Source organism: Rhizobium leguminosarum bv. trifolii WSM2297, from assembly GCF_000271845.1.
In genome coordinates, this window is record NZ_JH719395.1 from 2,237,711 (window position 1) to 2,257,448 (window position 19,738).

Annotated in this window: 16 protein-coding genes; 8 read left to right on the forward strand and 8 right to left on the reverse strand. The window is 61.4% G+C overall.

Annotated elements, in window-relative coordinates:
* Positions 1-116: 116 nt before the first annotated feature.
* The 3 genes from RLEG4DRAFT_RS26265 to RLEG4DRAFT_RS26275 all read left to right on the forward strand — a co-directional run bounded on the left by RLEG4DRAFT_RS26265 (position 117) and on the right by RLEG4DRAFT_RS26275 (position 4,216).
* Positions 117-1,142 (forward strand): LacI family DNA-binding transcriptional regulator, encoded by a 1,026-nt coding sequence (locus tag RLEG4DRAFT_RS26265; RefSeq protein ID WP_003581331.1) that lies wholly within the window; start codon positions 117-119, stop codon positions 1,140-1,142.
* Positions 1,143-1,162: 20 nt separating this feature from the next.
* On the forward strand, positions 1,163-2,278 hold the full coding sequence (locus tag RLEG4DRAFT_RS26270; protein WP_003581332.1) for a DNA alkylation repair protein: 1,116 nt from the start codon (positions 1,163-1,165) through the stop codon (positions 2,276-2,278).
* A 246-nt stretch (positions 2,279-2,524) separates the two neighbouring features.
* Positions 2,525-4,216 (forward strand): DEAD/DEAH box helicase, encoded by a 1,692-nt coding sequence (locus tag RLEG4DRAFT_RS26275; protein WP_037094179.1) that lies wholly within the window; start codon positions 2,525-2,527, stop codon positions 4,214-4,216.
* A gap of 53 nt (positions 4,217-4,269) precedes the next feature.
* On the opposite strand, the gene RLEG4DRAFT_RS26280 is transcribed toward RLEG4DRAFT_RS26275, so the two are convergent.
* Positions 4,270-5,169 (reverse strand): DMT family transporter, encoded by a 900-nt coding sequence (locus RLEG4DRAFT_RS26280; RefSeq protein WP_003581334.1) that lies wholly within the window; start codon positions 5,167-5,169, stop codon positions 4,270-4,272.
* A 581-nt stretch (positions 5,170-5,750) separates the two neighbouring features.
* Between RLEG4DRAFT_RS26280 and RLEG4DRAFT_RS26285 the strand changes: the two genes are divergently transcribed.
* The 3 genes from RLEG4DRAFT_RS26285 to RLEG4DRAFT_RS26295 are packed head-to-tail and all read left to right on the forward strand — an operon-like array spanning position 5,751 to position 8,938.
* Positions 5,751-7,160: a circularly permuted type 2 ATP-grasp protein gene (locus tag RLEG4DRAFT_RS26285; RefSeq protein ID WP_003581335.1), complete on the forward strand. Its 1,410-nt coding sequence runs from the start codon at positions 5,751-5,753 to the stop codon at positions 7,158-7,160.
* Positions 7,160-8,101: an alpha-E domain-containing protein gene (locus tag RLEG4DRAFT_RS26290; protein ID WP_003581336.1), complete on the forward strand. Its 942-nt coding sequence runs from the start codon at positions 7,160-7,162 to the stop codon at positions 8,099-8,101. Before RLEG4DRAFT_RS26285 ends, RLEG4DRAFT_RS26290 begins: the two co-directional genes overlap by 1 nt.
* A 12-nt stretch (positions 8,102-8,113) precedes the next feature.
* A complete protein-coding gene (locus tag RLEG4DRAFT_RS26295) occupies positions 8,114-8,938 on the forward strand; it encodes a transglutaminase family protein (RefSeq protein ID WP_003581337.1) in 825 nt (274 codons plus the stop codon).
* A gap of 157 nt (positions 8,939-9,095) precedes the next feature.
* Here the strand turns inward: RLEG4DRAFT_RS26295 and araD are convergent, their stop codons facing one another.
* From araD to chvE, 6 genes are all read right to left on the reverse strand, one after another.
* Positions 9,096-10,835 (reverse strand): L-arabinonate dehydratase, encoded by a 1,740-nt coding sequence (gene araD, locus RLEG4DRAFT_RS26300; protein WP_003581338.1) that lies wholly within the window; start codon positions 10,833-10,835, stop codon positions 9,096-9,098.
* Positions 10,836-10,897: 62 nt separating this feature from the next.
* Positions 10,898-12,331, reverse strand: coding sequence for an aldehyde dehydrogenase family protein (locus RLEG4DRAFT_RS26305; protein ID WP_003581339.1), 1,434 nt, complete (start codon positions 12,329-12,331; stop codon positions 10,898-10,900).
* A 66-nt stretch (positions 12,332-12,397) separates the two neighbouring features.
* Positions 12,398-13,393: an AraD1 family protein gene (gene araD1, locus RLEG4DRAFT_RS26310; protein ID WP_003581340.1), complete on the reverse strand. Its 996-nt coding sequence runs from the start codon at positions 13,391-13,393 to the stop codon at positions 12,398-12,400.
* A 115-nt stretch (positions 13,394-13,508) separates the two neighbouring features.
* A complete protein-coding gene (mmsB, locus tag RLEG4DRAFT_RS26315) occupies positions 13,509-14,720 on the reverse strand; it encodes a multiple monosaccharide ABC transporter permease (protein ID WP_003581341.1) in 1,212 nt (403 codons plus the stop codon).
* Positions 14,717-16,255, reverse strand: a complete 1,539-nt coding sequence (gene mmsA / locus RLEG4DRAFT_RS26320) for a multiple monosaccharide ABC transporter ATP-binding protein (protein WP_003581342.1) — start codon at positions 16,253-16,255, stop codon at positions 14,717-14,719. The genes mmsB and mmsA overlap by 4 nt, the downstream gene beginning before the upstream one ends.
* 99 nt (positions 16,256-16,354) lie before the next feature.
* Positions 16,355-17,419, reverse strand: a complete 1,065-nt coding sequence (chvE, locus tag RLEG4DRAFT_RS26325) for a multiple monosaccharide ABC transporter substrate-binding protein (RefSeq protein WP_003581343.1) — start codon at positions 17,417-17,419, stop codon at positions 16,355-16,357.
* A gap of 271 nt (positions 17,420-17,690) precedes the next feature.
* Here chvE and RLEG4DRAFT_RS26330 point away from each other — a divergent pair, with 271 nt between their 5' ends.
* Both RLEG4DRAFT_RS26330 and RLEG4DRAFT_RS26335 read left to right on the forward strand, forming a co-directional pair.
* Entirely contained in the window at positions 17,691-18,698 is a 1,008-nt protein-coding gene (locus RLEG4DRAFT_RS26330; RefSeq protein WP_003581344.1) for a LysR family transcriptional regulator, read from the forward strand.
* 208 nt (positions 18,699-18,906) lie between these two features.
* Positions 18,907-19,365, forward strand: coding sequence for a hypothetical protein (locus RLEG4DRAFT_RS26335; protein WP_003581345.1), 459 nt, complete (start codon positions 18,907-18,909; stop codon positions 19,363-19,365).
* On the opposite strand, the gene RLEG4DRAFT_RS26340 is transcribed toward RLEG4DRAFT_RS26335, so the two are convergent.
* Entirely contained in the window at positions 19,366-19,650 is a 285-nt protein-coding gene (locus RLEG4DRAFT_RS26340; protein WP_037094182.1) for a hypothetical protein, read from the reverse strand.
* Positions 19,651-19,738 lie beyond the last annotated feature (88 nt).

Genomic DNA, 19,738 nt, shown 5'->3' on the forward strand with positions numbered 1-19,738 from the left:
GGGATCGTTAATGGGAACGTTCCCAATATCGTTCTCGAATTCCCTGGAGTCAACATCTTTTTTGGTGCATGGTTGAAATGGCAGTCCCGCTGGCCGACTCGAATGGAAAAGGCTCAATGAATTCAAAGACGGACGAATTTCCTGGTCAGTCCCGCATCACTATTCACAGCGTTGCTGCCGTAGCCGGCGTCTCCAAGTCCACCGTGTCCCGCATTCTGGACGAGAGGCTTCCACGCTCCGAAAGCGAGACCGCACGGCGCGTGCGCAAGGTGGCTGAAGAACTTGGATATGTCAGGGACGTTTCTGCCGCGAGCCTCAGGCGCGGCAACACGATGACGGTCGGGGTGATCGTGCCCAGATTGACGGATACGGTTATGGCCATGCTTTACGAAACACTCGCCAAGGCCTGCAGCCGCAGTGGCCGCTTCGCGATTGTCGCCACCACCGACGACAAACCGAAGGCGGACCGGCTGGCGGCTGAATCTCTGCTAAAGCGCGGCGTCGACGGACTGATTCTTTCAACTGCGCGGGATGACGATGACTTTCCGGACGAGCTGGCAAAGCGCGGCGTCCCGTATGTCCTCGCTCTTCGGACAGATGGCCACAGCCTGTCGTCGGTCGGCGACGACAGGCTCGGTGGTTACTTGGCGGCCCGCCATCTTCTCGATCTCGGCCATCGCAGAATTGGCGTCATCGCCGGACCATCCTACGCCTCCAGCTCGCGGGGGCGTGTCGAGGGGTTCAAGCAGGCCCTGGAAGAAGCGGGATTGAATGCAGATCCCTCCTACATCATTCCCTCGACATTCGGCATCGAATCCGGCGCAGTCGCCATCGAGACACTGATGCGTCTCAGTTCGCGCCCAACCGCTGTTTTCGCCGTCAACGACAACACGGCCATCGGCGCATTGTCGGCACTGACGAAACTCGGCCTTTCCGTGCCGCAGGACATCTCGATCATCGGTTATAACGACATTCCGATCGTCAGCCACCTCCCCACGCCACTCACAACGTTGCGGGTACCGTTCGAACAAATTGCATCGAACGCCCTTGATCTTCTTGCAGGTGACAGCTCTGTCGACGACCGTATCCGGATCTCGGCTCCGACACTCATTCCCAGGAAATCGACGGCGCCGATACGTTGAAAGCTTGAGAAAGGACCAGCATGCCGGAACCGCTCAAGAACCTGCTGCACGAGACGCTGGTCGGCGACATGGCGGATCGCATCGCCGCCAATGCCCCTTCCTTCGACCGAGACCGGTTCGTCACGCTGGCGACCGATGGTCTTGGCTCGCTGGAACTGATGAAGCGCTCGGCGCTGATCCGCGATGCGCTGTTTGCCACGCTTCCCGATAATTTTACGAAGGCCGCCGCCATCCTGAAGGCAAGTTTGCCAACCGCGGGCAGGCCCGGCCTGTCCGGCTGGATGCTGTTGCCGGTCAACCAGTTCATCGCCGCACGCGGTCCCGATCACTTCGATCTCGGCCTCGATCTGCTGAAGGCATTGACGCCGCATTTCACCGCCGAATTCGGCATCCGCTCCTTCATCCACCGCGATCAGGAACGTGCTCTCGCCATCATTTCCGGCTGGACCGGCGATCCCGATCAGCATGTACGCCGGCTGGCGAGTGAGGGATCGCGGCCGCGCTTGCCCTGGGCGATGCGCCTGCCGCAACTCGTCAAGGACCCGGCGCCCATCCTGCCGATCCTGACCGCCCTGATCGATGATCCGGAAGATTATGTGCGCCGCTCCGTCGCCAACAGCCTGAACGATATCGCCAAGGATCACCCGGATCTGGTCGCCGCCTTCATCGCCGACCATATCGAAGACGCCTCCGCCGAGCGCCGCCGGCTGCTGAAACATGCCTCGCGCACGCTTCTGAAAAACGGCCACGCTCGGGCGCTCGCCAATTTCGGCTTCGGGGCAGCGGCTTCCCTCGAATGCGAACTGCGGCTGCAGAATGCGGAAGTGGTGTTCGGCGAAGGGCTGGATTTCGAAATCCGGGTGAGGAATGCCGGCGAGGCCCCGCAATCGCTGATGATCGACTACGCCATCCATCACGTGAAGGGCGACGGTTCGCTTTCGCCCAAGGTCTTCAAGTGCAAGACGATCATGCTCGCCCCCGGCCAAAGTCACGCGATCGAGCGCCGCCACGCCATACGGCCGATCACCACGCGACGCTATTATCCCGGCCAACACCGCATCGCCATCCTCGTCAACGGCGCGGAAAGCGCCTCGGAAAGCTTTATACTGAGAATGCCGTCGCCCGATCCACGCTGAGGCTTTCTTGTGCACCGCACTTGACTTTATCGGCGAACTAGCCCAAATGCGGGTCAGCTTTCACCCTTCCGGCCGCCGCGTGAGCGTGCCCCTGCTAGAAAATACAAACGCAGGAAGAAGGGACAAAAGCGCATTTCGATAGAGCGCCGCACTCCCATGAGCGGCCAGAAGCGCTGGAAAGCATTTTCCAACTCACAAGTTCCCACTTCACGCGGGGTTCTTGACGCCAGAATGAAACCGGATCGCATGGTGCGTTCCGGCGCTAGTCGTTTTGGCGCCCCGAAAGGTTATGCCTTGACTAATTTTGAATCGCTTGGTGTCTCCAAGCCGATCGTCGCCACCTTGTTCCAGCTCGGCATCGAAACGCCGACGCCGATCCAGGAACAGGCCATCCCTCTCCTCCTCGAAGGCCGCGACCTGATCGGCCTTGCTCAGACCGGCACCGGCAAGACTGCCGCCTTCGGCCTGCCGCTGATCGAAAAGCTGCTTGCCGACGAGCGCCGTCCCGACAACCGTACGACGCGGACGCTGATCCTGGCGCCGACCCGCGAACTGGTGAACCAGATCGCCGACAACCTGAAGAAGTTCATCCGCAAATCGCATCTGCGCGTCAACGTCGTCGTCGGCGGCGTCTCGATCAACAAGCAGCAGCTGCAGCTCGAAAAGGGCACCGATGTCCTGGTCGCGACCCCCGGCCGCCTGCTCGACCTCGTCAACCGTCGCGCCATCACGCTGACCACAGTGCGCTATCTCGTGCTCGACGAAGCCGACCAGATGCTCGACCTTGGCTTCGTCCACGATCTGCGCAAGATCGCCAAGCTGGTGCCGAAGAAGCGCCAGACCATGCTGTTTTCGGCCACCATGCCGAAGTCGATCGCCGATCTCGCCGGCGAATATCTGGTCGATCCGGTCACGGTCGAAGTCACGCCGCCCGGCAAGGCTGCCGACAAGGTCGAGCAGTATGTGCATTTCGTCGGCGGCAAGAACGACAAGACGGAACTGCTCCGCAAGTCGCTGACCGAAAACCCGGATGGCCGCGCCATCGTCTTCCTGCGCACCAAGCATGGTGCGGAGAAGCTGATGAAGCATCTCGAAAACATCGGGTATTCCGTCGCCTCGATCCACGGCAACAAGAGCCAGGGCCAGCGCGAGCGGGCGTTGAAGGCTTTCCGCGACGGCAGCATCAAGACGCTGATCGCCACCGACGTTGCCGCCCGCGGCATCGACATCCCGGCCGTCAGCCACGTCTACAACTACGACCTGCCCGAAGTGCCGGACGCCTATGTTCATCGCATCGGCCGCACGGCGCGCGCCGGCCGCGACGGCATCGCGATTGCCTTCTGCGCGCCCGACGAAGCCAGACTGCTGCGTGATATCGAGCGCCTGATGGGCATCGACATCACGGTTGCCAGCGGCGAAGCGCCGGCAAACATGAACAGCGCCGGCCCGCGCCGCGCCAACGGCAATGGCAACAACCGCAATCGCGGCAACGGCCAGGGTCGTGGTGGTGAGGGTCGTGGTGGCGAGGGTCGTGGCGGCGAAGGTCGCTCCGAGCATCGCGGCAACCGCCAGGAGCGCCGGCCGCGTCCCGAACGCACGGCTCGCAACGAGGATTTCCGCGGCCAGCGCCGCGGCGAGGCCACGCCAAATCTCGGCCCCGACAACGATCTGGTCTCGACCTCCGACTTCCGCCCCTCGGCAAAGCCGCAGCGTCCTGCCCATAACGGCCCCAATGGCGCCCATGCCAATGGTGAGCCGAGCGGCCATCACCGCGGCAACGGCCGCCATGCCCACGGCCGCCCGGCCCGCAAGCACGGCGAAGATCGCGGCCCGCAACAGGCCCAGGGCAGCGAACCGCGCCGCGACGGCAACGGCGGCAATCGCCGCGGTGGCTCCGGCTCCCGCAACGGCGGTGGCCAGCGTCGCGAACGCGCTTGAGTCTCAGTTGACTGAAAATCGGAAAGGCCGGGCATGTCCCGGCCTTTTTTTATCTACGCCTCGGCAGGCCTAGGCTCGACTGTCCTGCGGTTCGTCAGATAGACACCCGTCACCACCACCACCGTACCCAGGATCAAAGGCAGGGTCAGCGGTTCCCCGAAAGCGACGAAAGCCTCGAGCGCGACGGCCGGCGGCATCAGGTAGATGAGCGACGCGGCGCGGGACACCTGCCCCCGGCGGATCAGATAAAGCAGCAGCCCGACACCCCCCATCGACAGGCCGAAGACCGACCAGACAAGCGCCGCATAGGCCCGCGCCGTACCGTCGAAATGCTGGTGTTCGAAGATCAACGACAGCGGCAGAGTGAGGATCAGCGCGCCGATATATTGCAGCGTCGCGATAGTCCTGAGGTCGCCGGATTGCAGGTGTTTCTTCTGATAGAGCGTGCCGTAGGTGACGGATCCCATGGCAATCAGGTTGATCGCCAGCGGCAGGGCGGCATGGGTGAGATCGGCGGTCGCCGGATCGAACAGCTTCGGCGAAATGGCGATGGCAATGCCGACGAAGCCGAGAGCGAGGCCGAATTTCTGTGCCTGCTGCAATCGCTCGCCGACGAGAAAGGGAGCCGCCATCGCCGTCATCAACGGCTGCAGCGCCGCGATGATGCCCGATATGCCGGCCGGCACACCATTGGCGATCGCCCACCAGAGGCCGGCGAGATAGAAACCATGCAGGAAGAAACCGGAATAGACGGCACGCAGCCACGTCGCCCGGCTCTTCGGCCATTGCGCCCGCGCCACCAGGCAAAGCGCCAGGAAGGCGAGCGCCGAGAGGCCATAGCGTATCGACAGAAAGGTGAAGGGCTCGGAATGCAGCGCCGCATATTTCGCCACCACCCAGCCCGTGGACCAGAGCAGGACGAAGAGAGCGGGGGCAAGGCGATCGAGGGACATGAGACTGCTCGGGAAGAGGAGGTTTCATCGTGCTGATAGCGGGAAGCGGCAGTCGCAGTCAAAGGCGAAGCGTTGATGCTTATTTGAAATTTGCCTGATGGTGGGGATAGGGATGACCCGCGCGGTTCCTATGACGAGTGCAGAACGGGCATGCCGTGTGGCACCCCCCTCTGCCCTGCCGGGCATCTCCCCCACAAGGAAGGAGATCGGCTGGGCGCGATGGCTTCCCCAAACAACGACCGCGCAGTTATTTCGATACAGCAGAGAGGGAGCGATGGTCCAACCTCGTGCCGATCTCCCCACCTGTGGGGGAGATGCCCGGCAGGGCAGAGGGGGGTGCCACACAGCACACCCTCTCCTCACCACCGGATGCTCTATCGCGACCGACCGAAAAACCATCACCTGCCCACATTTTACGCAATCGCTGCGGGTCAACCGTCCACCACCCCGACGCCACCTCGCCCCAGACGCCCCATTTCCCCCTGTTTCCCGCAACGCAAAATCTTTTCCTCGAACTGCGCATGGTTCTTGCATTGCAATTTGCGTTGTATTCAAATGAACAAAAAAGGGGAGCAGCACCTTTGGCATTTGATGAAATGATTACCGGGGACGAAAGTCCTCGTCCGCCTTATGAAAAATATTTTGAGTGGTACAACAGCCAAGACCGGTCGCATCTGATTGCCAAGTCCCGCGATGCGGAAAACATCTTCCGCAAGACCGGCATCACCTTCGCGGTCTACGGCCATGCCGACAGCTCCGAAAAGCTCATTCCCTTCGACATCATTCCGCGCATCATCTCCGCCCGCGAATGGCGCAAGCTCGCGCAGGGTATCGAGCAGCGGGTCATCGCGCTCAACGCCTTTCTGGATGATATCTACCACAAGCAGGAGATCATCCGCGCCGGCCGCGTTCCGCGCGAACTGATCGAAAACAACGTTACCTTCATCCCCGAGATGATCGGCTTCCGCCCGCCCGGCGGCGTCTACACCCATATCGTCGGCACCGACATCGTGCGCACCGGCGAGGACCAGTTCTACGTGCTGGAGGATAATGCCCGCACGCCCTCCGGTGTCAGCTACATGCTGGAAAACCGGGAAACCATGATGCAGATGTTCCCGGAGCTCTTTCATGAGAACAAGGTGCAGCGCGTCGAGGACTATCCCTACCTCTTGCGCCAGAGCCTCGCCTCGCTCGCGCCTCCCGGCTGCACCGGCAAGCCGCGCGTCGCAGTGCTGACGCCCGGCATCTACAATTCAGCCTATTACGAACATTCCTTCCTCGCCGACATGATGGGCGTCGAACTGGTCGAGGGCTCGGATCTGCGCGTCATCGACGGCAAGGTGAAGATGCGGACCACCCGCGGTTACGAGGCGATCGACGTGCTCTACCGCCGCGTCGACGACGACTTCCTCGATCCCCTGACCTTCCGGGCCGATTCGGCGCTCGGCATTCCCGGCATCATGGATGTCTATCGCTCCGGCAATATCACCATTGCCAACGCGCCGGGCACCGGCATTTGCGACGACAAGGCGATCTACTCCTATATGCCCGAGATCGTCGAATTCTACACCGGCAGCAAGGCGCTGCTCGAAAACGTGCCGACCTGGCGGTGTTCTGAAGCATCAAGCCTGAAATACGTGCTGGAACACCTGGAAGAGCTGGTCGTCAAGGAAGTGCACGGCTCCGGCGGTTACGGCATGCTGGTGGGACCGACGGCATCGAAGAAGGAGCGCGCCGATTTCGCCGAGAAGCTGAAGGCCAAGCCGAATAATTATATCGCCCAGCCGACGCTGTCGCTCTCCACCGTGCCGATCCTCGTCAACAAGGGCATTGCGCCGCGCCATGTCGACCTTCGCCCCTATGTGCTCGTCTCCGACAAGGTTCAGATCATTCCGGGTGGCCTCACCCGCGTGGCCCTGAAACAGGGTTCGCTGGTGGTCAATTCCAGCCAGGGCGGCGGCACCAAAGACACCTGGGTATTGGAGGACTGATGCTCGGAAGAACTGCAAACGGCCTCTACTGGATGTTCCGCTACATCGAGCGCGCCGAAAATATCGCCCGCCTGGTCGATGCCGGACTGCGCATGTCGCTCACCCGCAGCAGCGCCGGCGACGACAACTGGGATGGTGTGCTGCAAAGTGCGGGCGTGCGCGAAGCCTATGACGAGGGCCACACCAAGCTGACGAATGCCGATGCGATCGACTATCTGCTGCGCGATCGGGCCAACCCGTCGAGCGTCATGTCCTGCATCGATTCCGGCCGCAACAATGCCCGCATGGTGCGTACGGCGCTGACGCGGGAGACTTGGGAAGCGACCAACGAATGCTGGATCGATTTGAAGTCGCTGCTCGAAAAGCGCGTCAAGCCGGCCGAAATGCCGGAGGTAATCGACGCCATCAAGCGCCGAGCCGGGCTGATCCGCGGCGCCTTCCATGGCTCGACGCTGCGCAATGAGCTTTATAATTTTGCCCGCATCGGCACCTTCATCGAGCGGGCGGACAATACCAGCCGCATCCTCGACGTGAAATATTACGTGCTGCTGCCCTCGGTCTCGGCCGTCGGCTCCTCACTCGACAACGTGCAGTGGGAATCGATCCTGCGCTCGGTCTCTGCCCACCGCGCCTATAGCTGGGCCTATGACGGCGAATACCGGGCGATGAACATCGCCGACTTCCTGACGCTGAACGTCCAGATGCCGCGCTCGCTTGCCTATTGTTACGAGAAGATCGTCAGCAATCTCGGCTATCTCTCCCAGGATTATGGCGAGCGGCTGCCTGCCCACGATACCGCCGATGCAATCCGCACGACGCTGCAGACCAGAGCGATCCGCGACATCATGGATCAGGGCCTGCATGAATTCCTGGAGGATTTCGTCTCGCGCAACAACCAGCTCGGCGCGGAAATTTCCGACGGCTACCGGTTCTACGTTTAAGCGGATCAAAACATGAGACTGAAGATCAGCCACCTCACCGAATACCGCTACGACGAACCGGCGCAATTCTCGCTGCAACGGCTGCGGCTGACGCCGCCGACATCAGCCGCTCAGAAGGTGCTCGGCTGGTCGCTGAACGTCGAGGGCGCCACGCCCGAGGTGGAATATGACGACCAGTATGGCAACCACGTCAACCTGGTCTCGCTGGAAGGCGCGCAGCATGTGACGCGGATTGTCGCCGAGGGCGAGGTCGAGACGGCGGACAATAACGGCGTCACCGGCCCGCATACCGGCTTCTGCCCGCTCTGGCTCTTCCTGCGCGAGACGCCGCTGACCAAGGGCGGCAGGCTGGTCAGGGACCTGATCAAGGGCATCGGCGGCGACAATGAACTCGCCCGCATGCACGCGCTGATGGCGGCAATCCATCAGACGGTCGCCTACAAGCCGGGCACCAGCAACACCGAGACGACGGCCGAACAGGCGTTGGAGAAGAAGAGCGGCGTCTGCCAGGACCATGCCCACATCTTCATTGCCGCAGCCCGCGCCCTGCAGGTGCCGGCCCGTTATGTCTCGGGCTATCTGATGATGGCGGAAAAGGTCGAACAGGCGGCGACCCATGCCTGGGCCGAGGCCCATATTCCCGGCCTCGGCTGGGTCGGCTTCGATCCGGCCAACGAGATCTGCCCGGATGCGCGTTATGTCCGTGTTGCCTCCGGCCTCTGCTACCGCGACGCCGCGCCGATTTCGGGCATGCGCATCGGCACGCCGGGCGAAACGCTGTCGGTCACCGTGAAGGTCGAGGACGGCGGGCAGATGCAAAGCCAGAGCCAGAGCTGAGCGGCCCGATCGAGACAACGCTGGCTTTGGCCCGCGCGTGGTGCCGAAAGCGTTATGCCCAGATTCAAAATGATAGAGCCCCGCGCGTCCTATCGGATGGGCGGGGCTCCAGAAGAGCATACAGATTGCAGGCCGATCCGTCCTGAAATCTTCCAGTTTAGTGGCTGTCTTTGCCGACAGCGTTTCCGCGACATCCCTTGAGGAAGTCGAGGTCGGCGCCGGTGTCGGCTCCTTCGACATGCTGCTGATGCAGGAAAGCATAGCCCGATGTCGGCAGATCATGGTTCGGCTGCCATTCGGCGAGGCGGCGCGCCAGTTCCTCGTCGGAAATGTCGAGATGCAGGCGACGGTTCGGCACATCGAGCTCGATCATATCGCCATTCTTCACCACTGCCAGCGGGCCGCCGACCGCCGCTTCCGGCGAGGTGTGCAGCACGACAGTGCCGTAGGCCGTTCCGGACATGCGGGCGTCTGATATACGCACCATATCCAGGATGCCCTTCTTCAGCACCTTGGGCGGCAGACCCATGTTGCCGACTTCGGCCATGCCTGGATAGCCCTTCGGCCCGCAGTTCTTCATGACCATGATGCAGGTCTCGTCGATGTCGAGATTGTCGTCGTTGATCTTCGCCTTGTAGTCGTCGATGTCCTCGAACACGACTGCCCTGCCCTTGTGTACCAACAGATGCGGCGAGGCAGCCGACGGCTTCAGCACCGCGCCCTTCGGCGCCAGATTGCCGCGCAGCACGACGATGCCGCCCGAAGAGGTCAGCGCCTTTTCAGCCGGCAGGATGACGTCCTCGTTCCAGTTGACGACGTCCTTGACCTCGTTCCAGACGGTTTCGCCGGAGACCGTCAGCGCATCCTTATGCAGCAGGCCCGCTTCGCCGAGGCGCTTCAGCACCACCGGCAGGCCGCCGGCATAGAAGAACTCTTCCATCAGGTACTTGCCCGACGGCATCAGGTTGACGATCGTCGGAACATCGCGGCCGCAGCGGTCCCAGTCGTCGAGCGACAGGTCGATGCCGACGCGGCCGGCAATGGCAAGCAGATGGATGACGGCGTTGGTCGATCCGCCGATCGCCGCATTGGTGCGAATGGCGTTCTCGAAAGCCTCTTTCGTCATGATCTCGGAGGGCTTCAGGTCGTCCTTGACCATCTGCACGATGCGGCGGCCGGTCAACTGCGCCATGACCTTGCGGCGGGAATCGACGCCCGGGATCGCGGCATTGCCTGACAGTGCCATGCCGAGCGCCTCGGCCATGGAAGCCATGGTGGAGGCGGTGCCCATGGTGTTGCAGGTGCCCGACGAACGGCTCATCGAGGCTTCCGCCTCGAGGAACTCGGCCTGCGTCATCTCGCCGGCCTTCACCATTTCGGAAAACTTCCACAGATGCGTGCCGGAGCCGACGCGTTCACCGCGGAAATAGCCGTTCAGCATCGGCCCGCCGGTGACGACGATCGACGGCAGGTCGCAAGAGGCAGCCCCCATGAGCAGCGACGGCGTGGTCTTGTCGCAGCCGACCAGCAATACGCAGCCATCCATCGGCTGGCCCCGGATCGCCTCCTCCACCGCGAGCGCGGCGAGGTTGCGGTACATCATCGCAGTCGGGCGGAAGGTGTTTTCCGATGCCGAGAATACCGGCACCTCGAGCGGGAAGCCGCCGGCCTCCCAGACACCCGCCTTCACCTTTTCGGCGAGCTCTCTCAGGTGACCGTTGCACGGGGTCATATCCGACCAGGTATTGAGAATGCCGATCACCGGCCGGCCGTCGAACAGGTCGTGCGGATAGCCCTGGTTCTTAAGCCAGCCGCGGTGATAAATCACGTCACGGCTCGTGCCCCCGTACCATTCCTGCGACCTCAGCCTGCGCGGCCATTCGGCTTTCTTTTTCATCGTCTCTGTCCTTCAGGATATTCCCGGACCGCTTCGTACGATCCGGGTCATCACACTTTGTTTTAAGCCAGCGTGTAGGCGGTCTTGACGGTTGTGTAGAATTCGGCGGCGTACTTGCCCTGCTCGCGCGGGCCGTAGGACGACCCCTTGCGGCCGCCGAACGGCACGTGGAAGTCGACGCCTGCCGTCGGCAGGTTGACCATGACCATGCCGGCTTCTGAATTGCGCTTGAAGTGCGTGGCATGTTTCAGGCTGGTCGTGGCGATACCGGCCGAAAGGCCGAACGGCGTGTCGTTGGCGATGGCCAGAGCCTCGTCGTAATCCTTGGCGCGGATCACCGAGACCACCGGTCCGAAGATTTCCTCGCGCGAAATGCGCATCTGGTTGGTCGCTTCGGTAAACAGCGTCGGCTGCAGGTAGAAGCCGGGCGTCTCGCGGGAGATCACTTCGCCGCCGAAGGCCAGTTTGGCGCCTTCCTTTTTGCCGATCTCGATATAGTCGGTGTCGGTCTTCAGCTGACGCTCGTCGACCACAGGACCGATATGAGTGCCGGCCTTCAGCGCATTGTCGACGACCAAGGTCTTCAGCTTGTCGGTGAGTGCTGCGACGAACTTGTCGTGGATGCCTTCGGTGACGATCAGCCGCGACGACGCCGTGCAGCGCTGGCCGGTGGAGAAGAAGCCGGAATTGGCGGCGGCTTCGACGGCGACGGAAAGATCGGCATCGTCGAGCACGACCATCGGGTTCTTGCCGCCCATCTCAAGCTGGAACTTGCGGTTATGCTCGATGGAAGCGGCCGCGACCCGCCGGCCGGTGCCGGTCGAACCGGTAAAGGTGATGCCGTGCACATCGGGGCTTTCGAGCATCGCCTGGCCGACGACCGAGCCCTTGCCCATGACGAGGTTCAACACGCCCTTCGGCAGGCCGGCGCGATTGAGGATATCGACGATCGCCCAGGAGCAGGCCGGCACCAGTTCGGCCGGCTTAAAGACGACGGTGTTGCCGTAGCAGAGCGCCGGCGCGATCTTCCAGGCCGGGATGGCGATCGGGAAATTCCAGGGCGTGATGATGCCGATGACGCCGAGGCCCTCGCGGGTGATTTCGACGCCGATGTTCGGGCGAACCGACGGAATAACCTCGCCGGCCAGCCGCAGGGCTTCGCCTGCGAAGAATTCGAAGATCTGCGAGGCGCGGATGACTTCGCCCGTGGCCTCAGGCAGCGTCTTGCCTTCCTCGCGGGCAAGCAGCGCGCCGAGCTCGTCCTTGCGCGCCATGATCTCGTCGCCGGCCTTTTTCAGGATGACGTGGCGTTCCCAGATGCCCGAACGCGACCAGGCCGGGAAAGCCGCCTTGGCGGCAGCGATGGCGTTCTTGGTGTCTTCGGCGCTGCCGTCGGCATACAGGCCGACGACCTCGTTCGTGTCCGACGGGTTGATGTTCTTCGTCGCGTTCGAGCCGACCCATTCGCCGGCGATCAGGTTTTGATAAATGGTCATGGGCTGAATGAGCCTCCTTTACCGTTTACATCACGATCCGGCCACCAGACGGCCGGATCTCAAAAATCAGAGCTGCCTGACGGCGATCTCTTCTTCGGCGGCGACCTTCAGCGGATTGCGCAGCGCCAGGCCGAATTCGGCGACTTCGATTTCGAAGACATCGCCTTCTTCCGCCTTGATGCCGTCGGCGAAGGAAAGCGTCGCCGTGCCGAACATATGGACATGCACATCGCCCGGAACACGGAAGATGCCGTATTTGAAATGGTGATATTCGAGATTGGCGAAGGTGTGCGACATGTTCGCTTCACCCGACAGGAAGGGCTTTTCGAAGATCACCTGGTCGCCGCGCTTGATGCGCGACGTGCCGCGGATATCATCGGGGGCGGCGCCGATGCGGATTTCCGGACCATAGGCGGCCGGGCGCAGTTTGGAGTGGGCCAGATACAGATAGTTGATCCGTTCGGTGACGTGGTCCGAAAACTCGTTCGACAGGGCAAAGCCGATACGGAACGGCGAGCCGTCCTTGGCGATCACGTAAATGCCAGCCATTTCAGGCTCTTCGCCGCCATCGAGCGCGAAGGAAGGCGAGACGAGCGGCGCGCCCGGGGCAGCCGTGCCGTAGCCGTTGCCCTTGTAGAACCATTCGGGCTGCACGCCTTTTTCGCCGGATTTCGGCTTGCCGTTCTCAAGGCCCATCTTGAACATCTTCATCGAGTCGGTCAGCGTTTCCTCGGCCGCCTCGGAGGTCTTCTTGTGCATGGAATCGCGGGTGGCGGCCGAGCCGAGATGGGTCAGGCCGGTACCGGTCAGATGCAGGTGGGCGGCGTCCGGATGGGTGATCGGCGGCAGGAAGCGGCCTTCGGCATAGGCCTTTTCAAGATCGACGGCGTCGCCGTAACCATGGGCCTCGATAACAGCAGCAAGCGGCTTGCCGCCGTCGGCGGCCTCCATCGCCAGCGCATAGACGCTGCCGGCATTCTTCACCGACCTGGCCGCCCCGCCCTGCTCGCGCACGGCGACGACGATCTCTCCGTTGGCACCTTTGATCTGGGAAATAAGCACGACTTTGATCCTTTTCGTTCCGGCGAAGCTTAAGAAAAAGCTCCGCCTGTCCGGCTCCATCAGGAGCCGGAGTTGATCATTCATATGACTGCGAATGCGGGGCTGCGCTAAGCGCTCAGCCCTTGTTCTTGTTGTAGACGTCGAAGAACACGGCGGCGAGAAGCACCGCGCCCTTGACCATCTGCTGCGAGTCGGTGCCGAGGCCGTGGATCGACATGCCGTTGTTCATGATGCCCATGATCAAGGCGCCGATGACAGCACCCGTCACTTTGCCGACGCCGCCCTGGGCCGATGCGCCGCCAATGAAGCAGGCGGCGATGACGTCCAGTTCGAGGCCGAAGCCGCCCTTGGCCGTCGCCGAGTTGAGGCGCAGCGCAACGATCAGGCCGGCGAGACCGGCCAGCAGACCCATATTGGCGAAGGTCAGGAAGGTCAGCCGCTCGGTGTTGATACCGGAAAGCTTCGTCGCCTTCTCGTTGCCGCCCATGGCGTAGATGCGGCGGCCAATCGTCGTGCGACGCGTGATGAAGGCATAAGCCGCAACCAGGGCAAGCATGATGACCAGCACGTTGGGGAAGCCGCGATAGATCGACAGCTGGTAGCCGAGCCCCAGAATGGCGAGCGAGACAATAATGTTCTGCGCGAGGAAGAAGCCCATCGGCTCGACGTCATTGCCATGCTTCTCGTTCGACAGGCGCTTGCGCCAGGCCAGATAGAACAGGGTTACGGCGCCGACGACCGTCAGGATGATCGAGGTCGAGTTGATGCCGCCCATATCGAAAAGGTTCGGCAGGAAGCCGATGCTGATCAGCTGGAACTCCGGCGGGAAAGGACCGATGCTGGTGCCGGTCCCCGATGCCGTCATCACGAACAGCGTCAGGCCACGGAAGACCAGCATGCCGGCGAGCGTCACGATGAAGGCCGGGATCTTGTGATAGGCGACGAAATAGCCCTGGATGCCGCCGACAAGCGCGCCCATGGCGAGGCAGACGATAGCCGCCACGACATAGTTGGTATGCCATTGCACCGTCATCACCCCGGCAATAGCGCCGATGAAACCGACGACGGAACCGACCGAAAGATCGATATGGCCGGCGACGATGATGAGCAGCATGCCCAGCGCCATGATGACGATGAACGAGTTCTGCAGAATGATGTTGGTCAGGTTGAGCGGCCTGAAGAGAACGCCGCCGGTCGAAATCTGGAAAAACACCATGATCGCGATCAGCGCGATGAACATGCCGTATTCCCGGATGTTGCCGCGAACGTAGTCTCCGATCGAGACGACACGTCCTTGCTCAGCGATAGGTTGGTTGATCGGCGTCATTGTTTCTTCTCTCCTGAGCGCATGATGGCGCGCATGATGGTTTCCTGGCTCGCTTCTCCCTTCGGCAGTTCCGCAACGATACGCCCTTCATTCATGACGTAGATGCGGTCGCAGGTGCCAAGAAGTTCCGGCATTTCCGACGAGATCATCAGAACGGCTTTGCCGTCAGCCGCGAGCTGGTTGATGATAGTATAGATTTCGTATTTTGCACCCACATCGATGCCGCGCGTCGGCTCGTCGAGGATCAAAACATCAGGATTGGAGAACAGCCACTTCGACAGCACCACCTTCTGCTGGTTGCCGCCGGAAAGATTGACCGTTTCCTGGAAGATGCTGGAAGACCGGATGCGCAACTTCGAGCGATAGTCGGTCGCGACCCTGGATTCCTTGACGCTGTCGATGACGGAGGCATTCGACACCGCCTTCAGATTGACGAGCGTCGTATTGTGCAGGATCGTGTCGTTGAGCACGAGGCCGAGCTGCTTGCGGTCTTCGGTGACGTAGGCGAGACCGGCGTCGATCGCCTTGCGCACGGTGCTGACGTCGACCGGCTTGCCATGCATCAGCACGTCGCCCGAAATCTTGTGGCCATAGGCCTTGCCGAACAGGCTCATGGCGAATTCGGTGCGCCCTGCCCCCATCAGCCCGGCGATACCGACGACTTCGCCCTTGCGGACGGTGACGTTGATATTGTGCAGGACCTGGCGGTCGCGGTGCTGCTGGTGAAAGGCGTTCCAGTTCTTCACTTCGAGAATGGTTTCGCCGATCGGGACCGAACGCGGGGGATAGCGGTCCTCGAGATCGCGGCCGACCATGTTGCGGATGATAATGTCTTCGCTGATCTCATCGGCATGACAGTCGAGCGTCTTGACCGTCATGCCGTCGCGCAGGACGGTGATCTGGTCGGCGACCTTGCGGATCTCGTTCAGCTTGTGGGAAATAATGATCGAGGTGATGCCCTGCTTGCGGAACTCCATCAGCAGGGTGAGCAGCGCGTCGGAATCGCTTTCGTTGAGCGAGGCGGTGGGCTCGTCGAGGATGAGCAGCTTGACGCTCTTCGACAGCGCCTTGGCGATCTCGACCAGCTGCTGCTTGCCGACGCCGATGTCGGTCACCAGCGTGTTCGGAGATTCCGACAGGCCGACCTTCCTGAGCAGCTGCTTGGTGCGGTTGAACGTCTCGTCCCAGCTGATGACGCCGCTCTTGGCATTCTCGTTGCCGAGGAAGATGTTTTCGCCGATCGACAGCAACGGCACGAGCGCCAGTTCCTGGTGAATGATGACGATGCCGATTTCTTCGGAGTCCTTCAGAACCTTGAAGTTGCGCGTCTCGCCTTCATAGACGATGTCGCCGTCATAACTTCCGGTGGGATAGACGCCCGATAGGACTTTCATCAGGGTCGATTTGCCGGCCCCGTTTTCGCCGACCAATGCGTGAATTTCACCCTTGCGAACCTTGAGGTTCACGTTCTCCAGCGCCTTGACGCCCGGGAACGTCTTGGTGATGCTCCGCATTTCGAGGATGGTATTGTCCATAGTCAAAGTTCCAGCGCCTTGCGCCGCCAAGCGGCTTGGCGATCATAAAATCGAAGACCGGAACCCGCAAGCGCGGGTTCCGGCCTCCTGCTTAACTTCTTACTTCAGCTTGTCTTCAGAGTAGTAACCGCTGTCGACGAGGATCTGCTTGTAGTTGGTCTTGTCGACGGCAACCGGCTTCAGCAGATAGGACGGAACGACCTTGACGCCGTTGTCGTAGGTCTTGGTGTCGTTGACCTCAGGCTCCTTGCCGGACATGACGGCATCGACCATGGCAACAGTGACCTTGGCAAGTTCGCGGGTGTCCTTGAAGATCGTCGAGTGCTGTTCGCCAGCGATGATCGACTTGACCGACGGGATTTCAGCGTCCTGGCCGGTGACGATCGGCAGCGGCTGAGCAGCCGTACCGTAACCAACGCCCTTCAGCGAGGAGATGATACCGATCGACAGACCGTCGTAAGGCGACAGAACGGCGTCAACCTTGGCGTCGGTGTAGTTAGCCGAGAGCAGGTTGTCCATGCGTGCCTGGGCTGTTGCCGGATCCCAACGCAGGGTGCCGACCTTGTCCATGCCGGTCTGGCCGGACTTCACGACGAGCTTGCCCGAGTCGATGTAGGGCTGCAGGACCGACATCGCGCCATCGTAGAAGAAGAAGGCGTTGTTGTCGTCCGGCGAACCGCCGAACAGTTCGATGTTGAACGGGCCCTTGCCATCCTTGAGGCCGAGGCCGTCAACGATGGAGCCAGCCTGCAGAACGCCGACCTGGAAGTTGTCGAAGGTTGCGTAGTAATCGACATTGCCCGAATCGCGGATCAGGCGGTCATAAGCGATGACCTTGATGCCGGCGTCGTGAGCCTTCTGCAGAACGTCGGAAAGCGTGGTGCCGTCGATCGAAGCGATGACGAGAACCTTGGCACCCTTGGTGACCATGTTTTCGATCTGCGAAAGCTGGTTCGGAATGTCGTCGTCGCCATACTGCAGGTCAGTGCTGTAACCGGCAGCCTGAAGCTGCTTGACGATGTTATTGCCGTCGTCGATCCAGCGGGCCGAAGCCTTGGTCGGCATTGCAATGCCGACGGTGCCCTTGTCGGCAGCCATTGCCGGCGCAACGAACGAAGCGACGCCGAAGGCAGCCGCAGCCATCAATGAGATAATGGACTTCATTTCTCTCTCCCTTGTTAATAGAGCAGCGGACGAAAAATCGCCCGCCCCGAAACTGTGGCAGGTTCCGTATTGGATAGTTACTTCAGATTGTGAGAAACGAAGTAGGTCTCCTCCACGATCTCACACGTGTTGAGTGCCAACCAGCACACGGCGGCAAACTGGTATGGATTCCTATAACTGTCAAATAGAATAAGTGGTAAAGTGCATAACAATTTTGGTATATCGTTAAAAAGTATTACTTTTGATGGAGCGCAGCGAGGAGGCTGCAACCATGACGATTGTTTCAGAGCCCATTTCGATGGATCACGTCGATATCCACAGTGATAGTTTCGGCAATGACAGCCTTTTACGTGCAGGACTTAAGCTGAATCACCTAAGGATGATCGTCGCAATCGAAGATAGCGGACAGATTTCCGCAGCTGCGGAAGTCCTGAACATTTCGCAGCCCGCCGCATCGCGCATGCTGTCCGAAATGGAATCAATCACCAAGACTCAGCTCTATGAACGCGTCGCCCGCGGCGTGGTGCTGACGACCTTCGGCGCGGCGCTTGCGAGACGGGCGCGGAAGATCCTGCTGGAGCTGCGCGAGGCAAGCCGCGAGATCGGCGAACTGAAGAGCGGCAAGGGCGGCTCGGTCTTCATCGGCGCGGTGACGGCGCCGGCCATGAGCCTCGTCGTGCCGGCGATCAACAGGGTGCGCAAGGCCTATCCTGGCATCGAGATCAACATTCAGGTGGAGACCAGCAATGTGCTCGCCCGCGAGTTGCTCGCCGCCCGCCACGACTTCGTCATCGGCCGCATCCCCGACGACCTCAACCCGCGCCTGTTCGAGGTGAAGGAGATCGGCATCGAGCGGGCCTGCCTGATCGTGCGCAACCGCCACCCGCTACTGAAAAGGAAGAAGACCAGCAGCCTTTCCGACATCAGGGATTACGACTGGGTGTTCCAGCCGCCGGGTACGCTGCTGCGCCGGACGATCGAGGAAATTTTCCTGTCGAGCGGCGTGGCGTTGCCGGAAAATATCGTCAACACCTCCTCGCTGCTGCTGACCTGCGCCATCGTCTGCGGAACCGATGCGATCGCTCCTGTTGCGACCGACGTCGCCCAATTCCTGTCCAGCCAGAGCGCCAGGGCTTCCGATGTGCGCACGCTGCCGATCGATTTCGACATCAACGTGAAACCCTACAGCCTGATCACCGCCAGAGAACGGGCGCTGCCGCCGAGCGCCAAGCTGCTCTATGACATCATTCTGGAGGAGAGCCTGAAGCAGGCGGGCTAGAGCATGACGCCGAAAAGTGTAAGCGGCTTTCGGGCCACATCATGCTCCAACGATTTTACCGCAAGCCCGGCGCCATCTTGCCCCTCTTTAATGCGCGCCGGAGCAATTCCAGCACAAGACGCAGCGGTTTTTTGCGTCCGGAAATTGCGTAGAAAAATTAGAGCACGTCGGTGTTTCGAAGAAACCGGCATGCTCTCGAGGGACGCGGATGCTGTTCGGACAGTCGGTATTTCAATCAGTCCTCGAGCGGCTGAAGGCGGAGGACGAGACGGCCGAAGAGGCTGAGGCGCCGGCCGGCCATCGCGTCTCCGGCCTCGGCACCGGGCTTGCCTTCGATATCCTGGAGGGGGTGTCCGTCGCCTCGCAGCGCGTCGGCCAAGCCTATTTCGACAATCTGGAACACGAAACCCCGGAGTTCGTGGAGAAGCCTGCGCCTCCACCCGAGCCCGTCATGCCGGACCATCTCACCCGCACCGCGCCGCAAGAGGTTGCCGCCGAATTGGCGATCTCGGCGGCCGATACGCCGCTGACACTCGGCGAGAAGCGCCGAGCCTTCGCTCGGGCCAATCACCCCGACGGCGTCGCCCTGCCCTTCCGCGACAATGCGACGAAGCGCATGATGCTGGCCAATCTGCTCATCGACGAGGCGCTGCGGCAGCTGCGCTGATTATTCCGCCTGCCCGTCCTTGGAGGGTTTTTCCGCAGATGTCTCCTCCGCGTCCGCCTCTTCGGCAGCGTCAGGCTCGGCTGCTGCCGCGGTGACCGTCTGCTGCGGCTTGAAGGTCCAAAACAGCATATAGAAGGAATAGGCGCCCGCCGCCCCCGCCAGCACCGCCCAGAACGGATCGCCGGTGACGAGTTCGACCCCGGTCCAGCCGAAGCAGACGGCAACGATGGCAATCCGCACCCAGAGGCGCCGGTATGCCGGATGGTTCGGATCGATCAGTTGCATCTTTGCCCCGTGGTCGCATATGTCACACTGCGTTAGCATGTGTCGCACTGCCCTCGGCCCGTGCGCGCTTGTCTTTAGTTCGAATCTT

Bases quoted from the DNA above. Each gene is read 5' to 3' on its own strand.
- RLEG4DRAFT_RS26305 (WP_003581339.1), bottom strand. From the start codon at position 12,331: ATGACCATTTATCAAAACCTGATCGCCGGCGAATGGGTCGGCTCGAAC.
- RLEG4DRAFT_RS26265 (WP_003581331.1), top strand. From the start codon at position 117: ATGAATTCAAAGACGGACGAATTTCCTGGTCAGTCCCGCATCACTATT.
- RLEG4DRAFT_RS26295 (WP_003581337.1), top strand. From the start codon at position 8,114: ATGAGACTGAAGATCAGCCACCTCACCGAATACCGCTACGACGAACCG.
- mmsA (WP_003581342.1), bottom strand. From the start codon at position 16,255: ATGGACAATACCATCCTCGAAATGCGGAGCATCACCAAGACGTTCCCG.
- RLEG4DRAFT_RS26340 (WP_037094182.1), bottom strand. From the start codon at position 19,650: ATGCAACTGATCGATCCGAACCATCCGGCATACCGGCGCCTCTGGGTG.
- RLEG4DRAFT_RS26330 (WP_003581344.1), top strand. From the start codon at position 17,691: ATGACGATTGTTTCAGAGCCCATTTCGATGGATCACGTCGATATCCAC.
- RLEG4DRAFT_RS26270 (WP_003581332.1), top strand. From the start codon at position 1,163: ATGCCGGAACCGCTCAAGAACCTGCTGCACGAGACGCTGGTCGGCGAC.
- RLEG4DRAFT_RS26290 (WP_003581336.1), top strand. From the start codon at position 7,160: ATGCTCGGAAGAACTGCAAACGGCCTCTACTGGATGTTCCGCTACATC.
- araD (WP_003581338.1), bottom strand. From the start codon at position 10,835: ATGAAAAAGAAAGCCGAATGGCCGCGCAGGCTGAGGTCGCAGGAATGG.
- mmsB (WP_003581341.1), bottom strand. From the start codon at position 14,720: ATGACGCCGATCAACCAACCTATCGCTGAGCAAGGACGTGTCGTCTCG.
- chvE (WP_003581343.1), bottom strand. From the start codon at position 17,419: ATGAAGTCCATTATCTCATTGATGGCTGCGGCTGCCTTCGGCGTCGCT.
- RLEG4DRAFT_RS26335 (WP_003581345.1), top strand. From the start codon at position 18,907: ATGCTGTTCGGACAGTCGGTATTTCAATCAGTCCTCGAGCGGCTGAAG.
- RLEG4DRAFT_RS26280 (WP_003581334.1), bottom strand. From the start codon at position 5,169: ATGTCCCTCGATCGCCTTGCCCCCGCTCTCTTCGTCCTGCTCTGGTCC.
- RLEG4DRAFT_RS26275 (WP_037094179.1), top strand. From the start codon at position 2,525: ATGGTGCGTTCCGGCGCTAGTCGTTTTGGCGCCCCGAAAGGTTATGCC.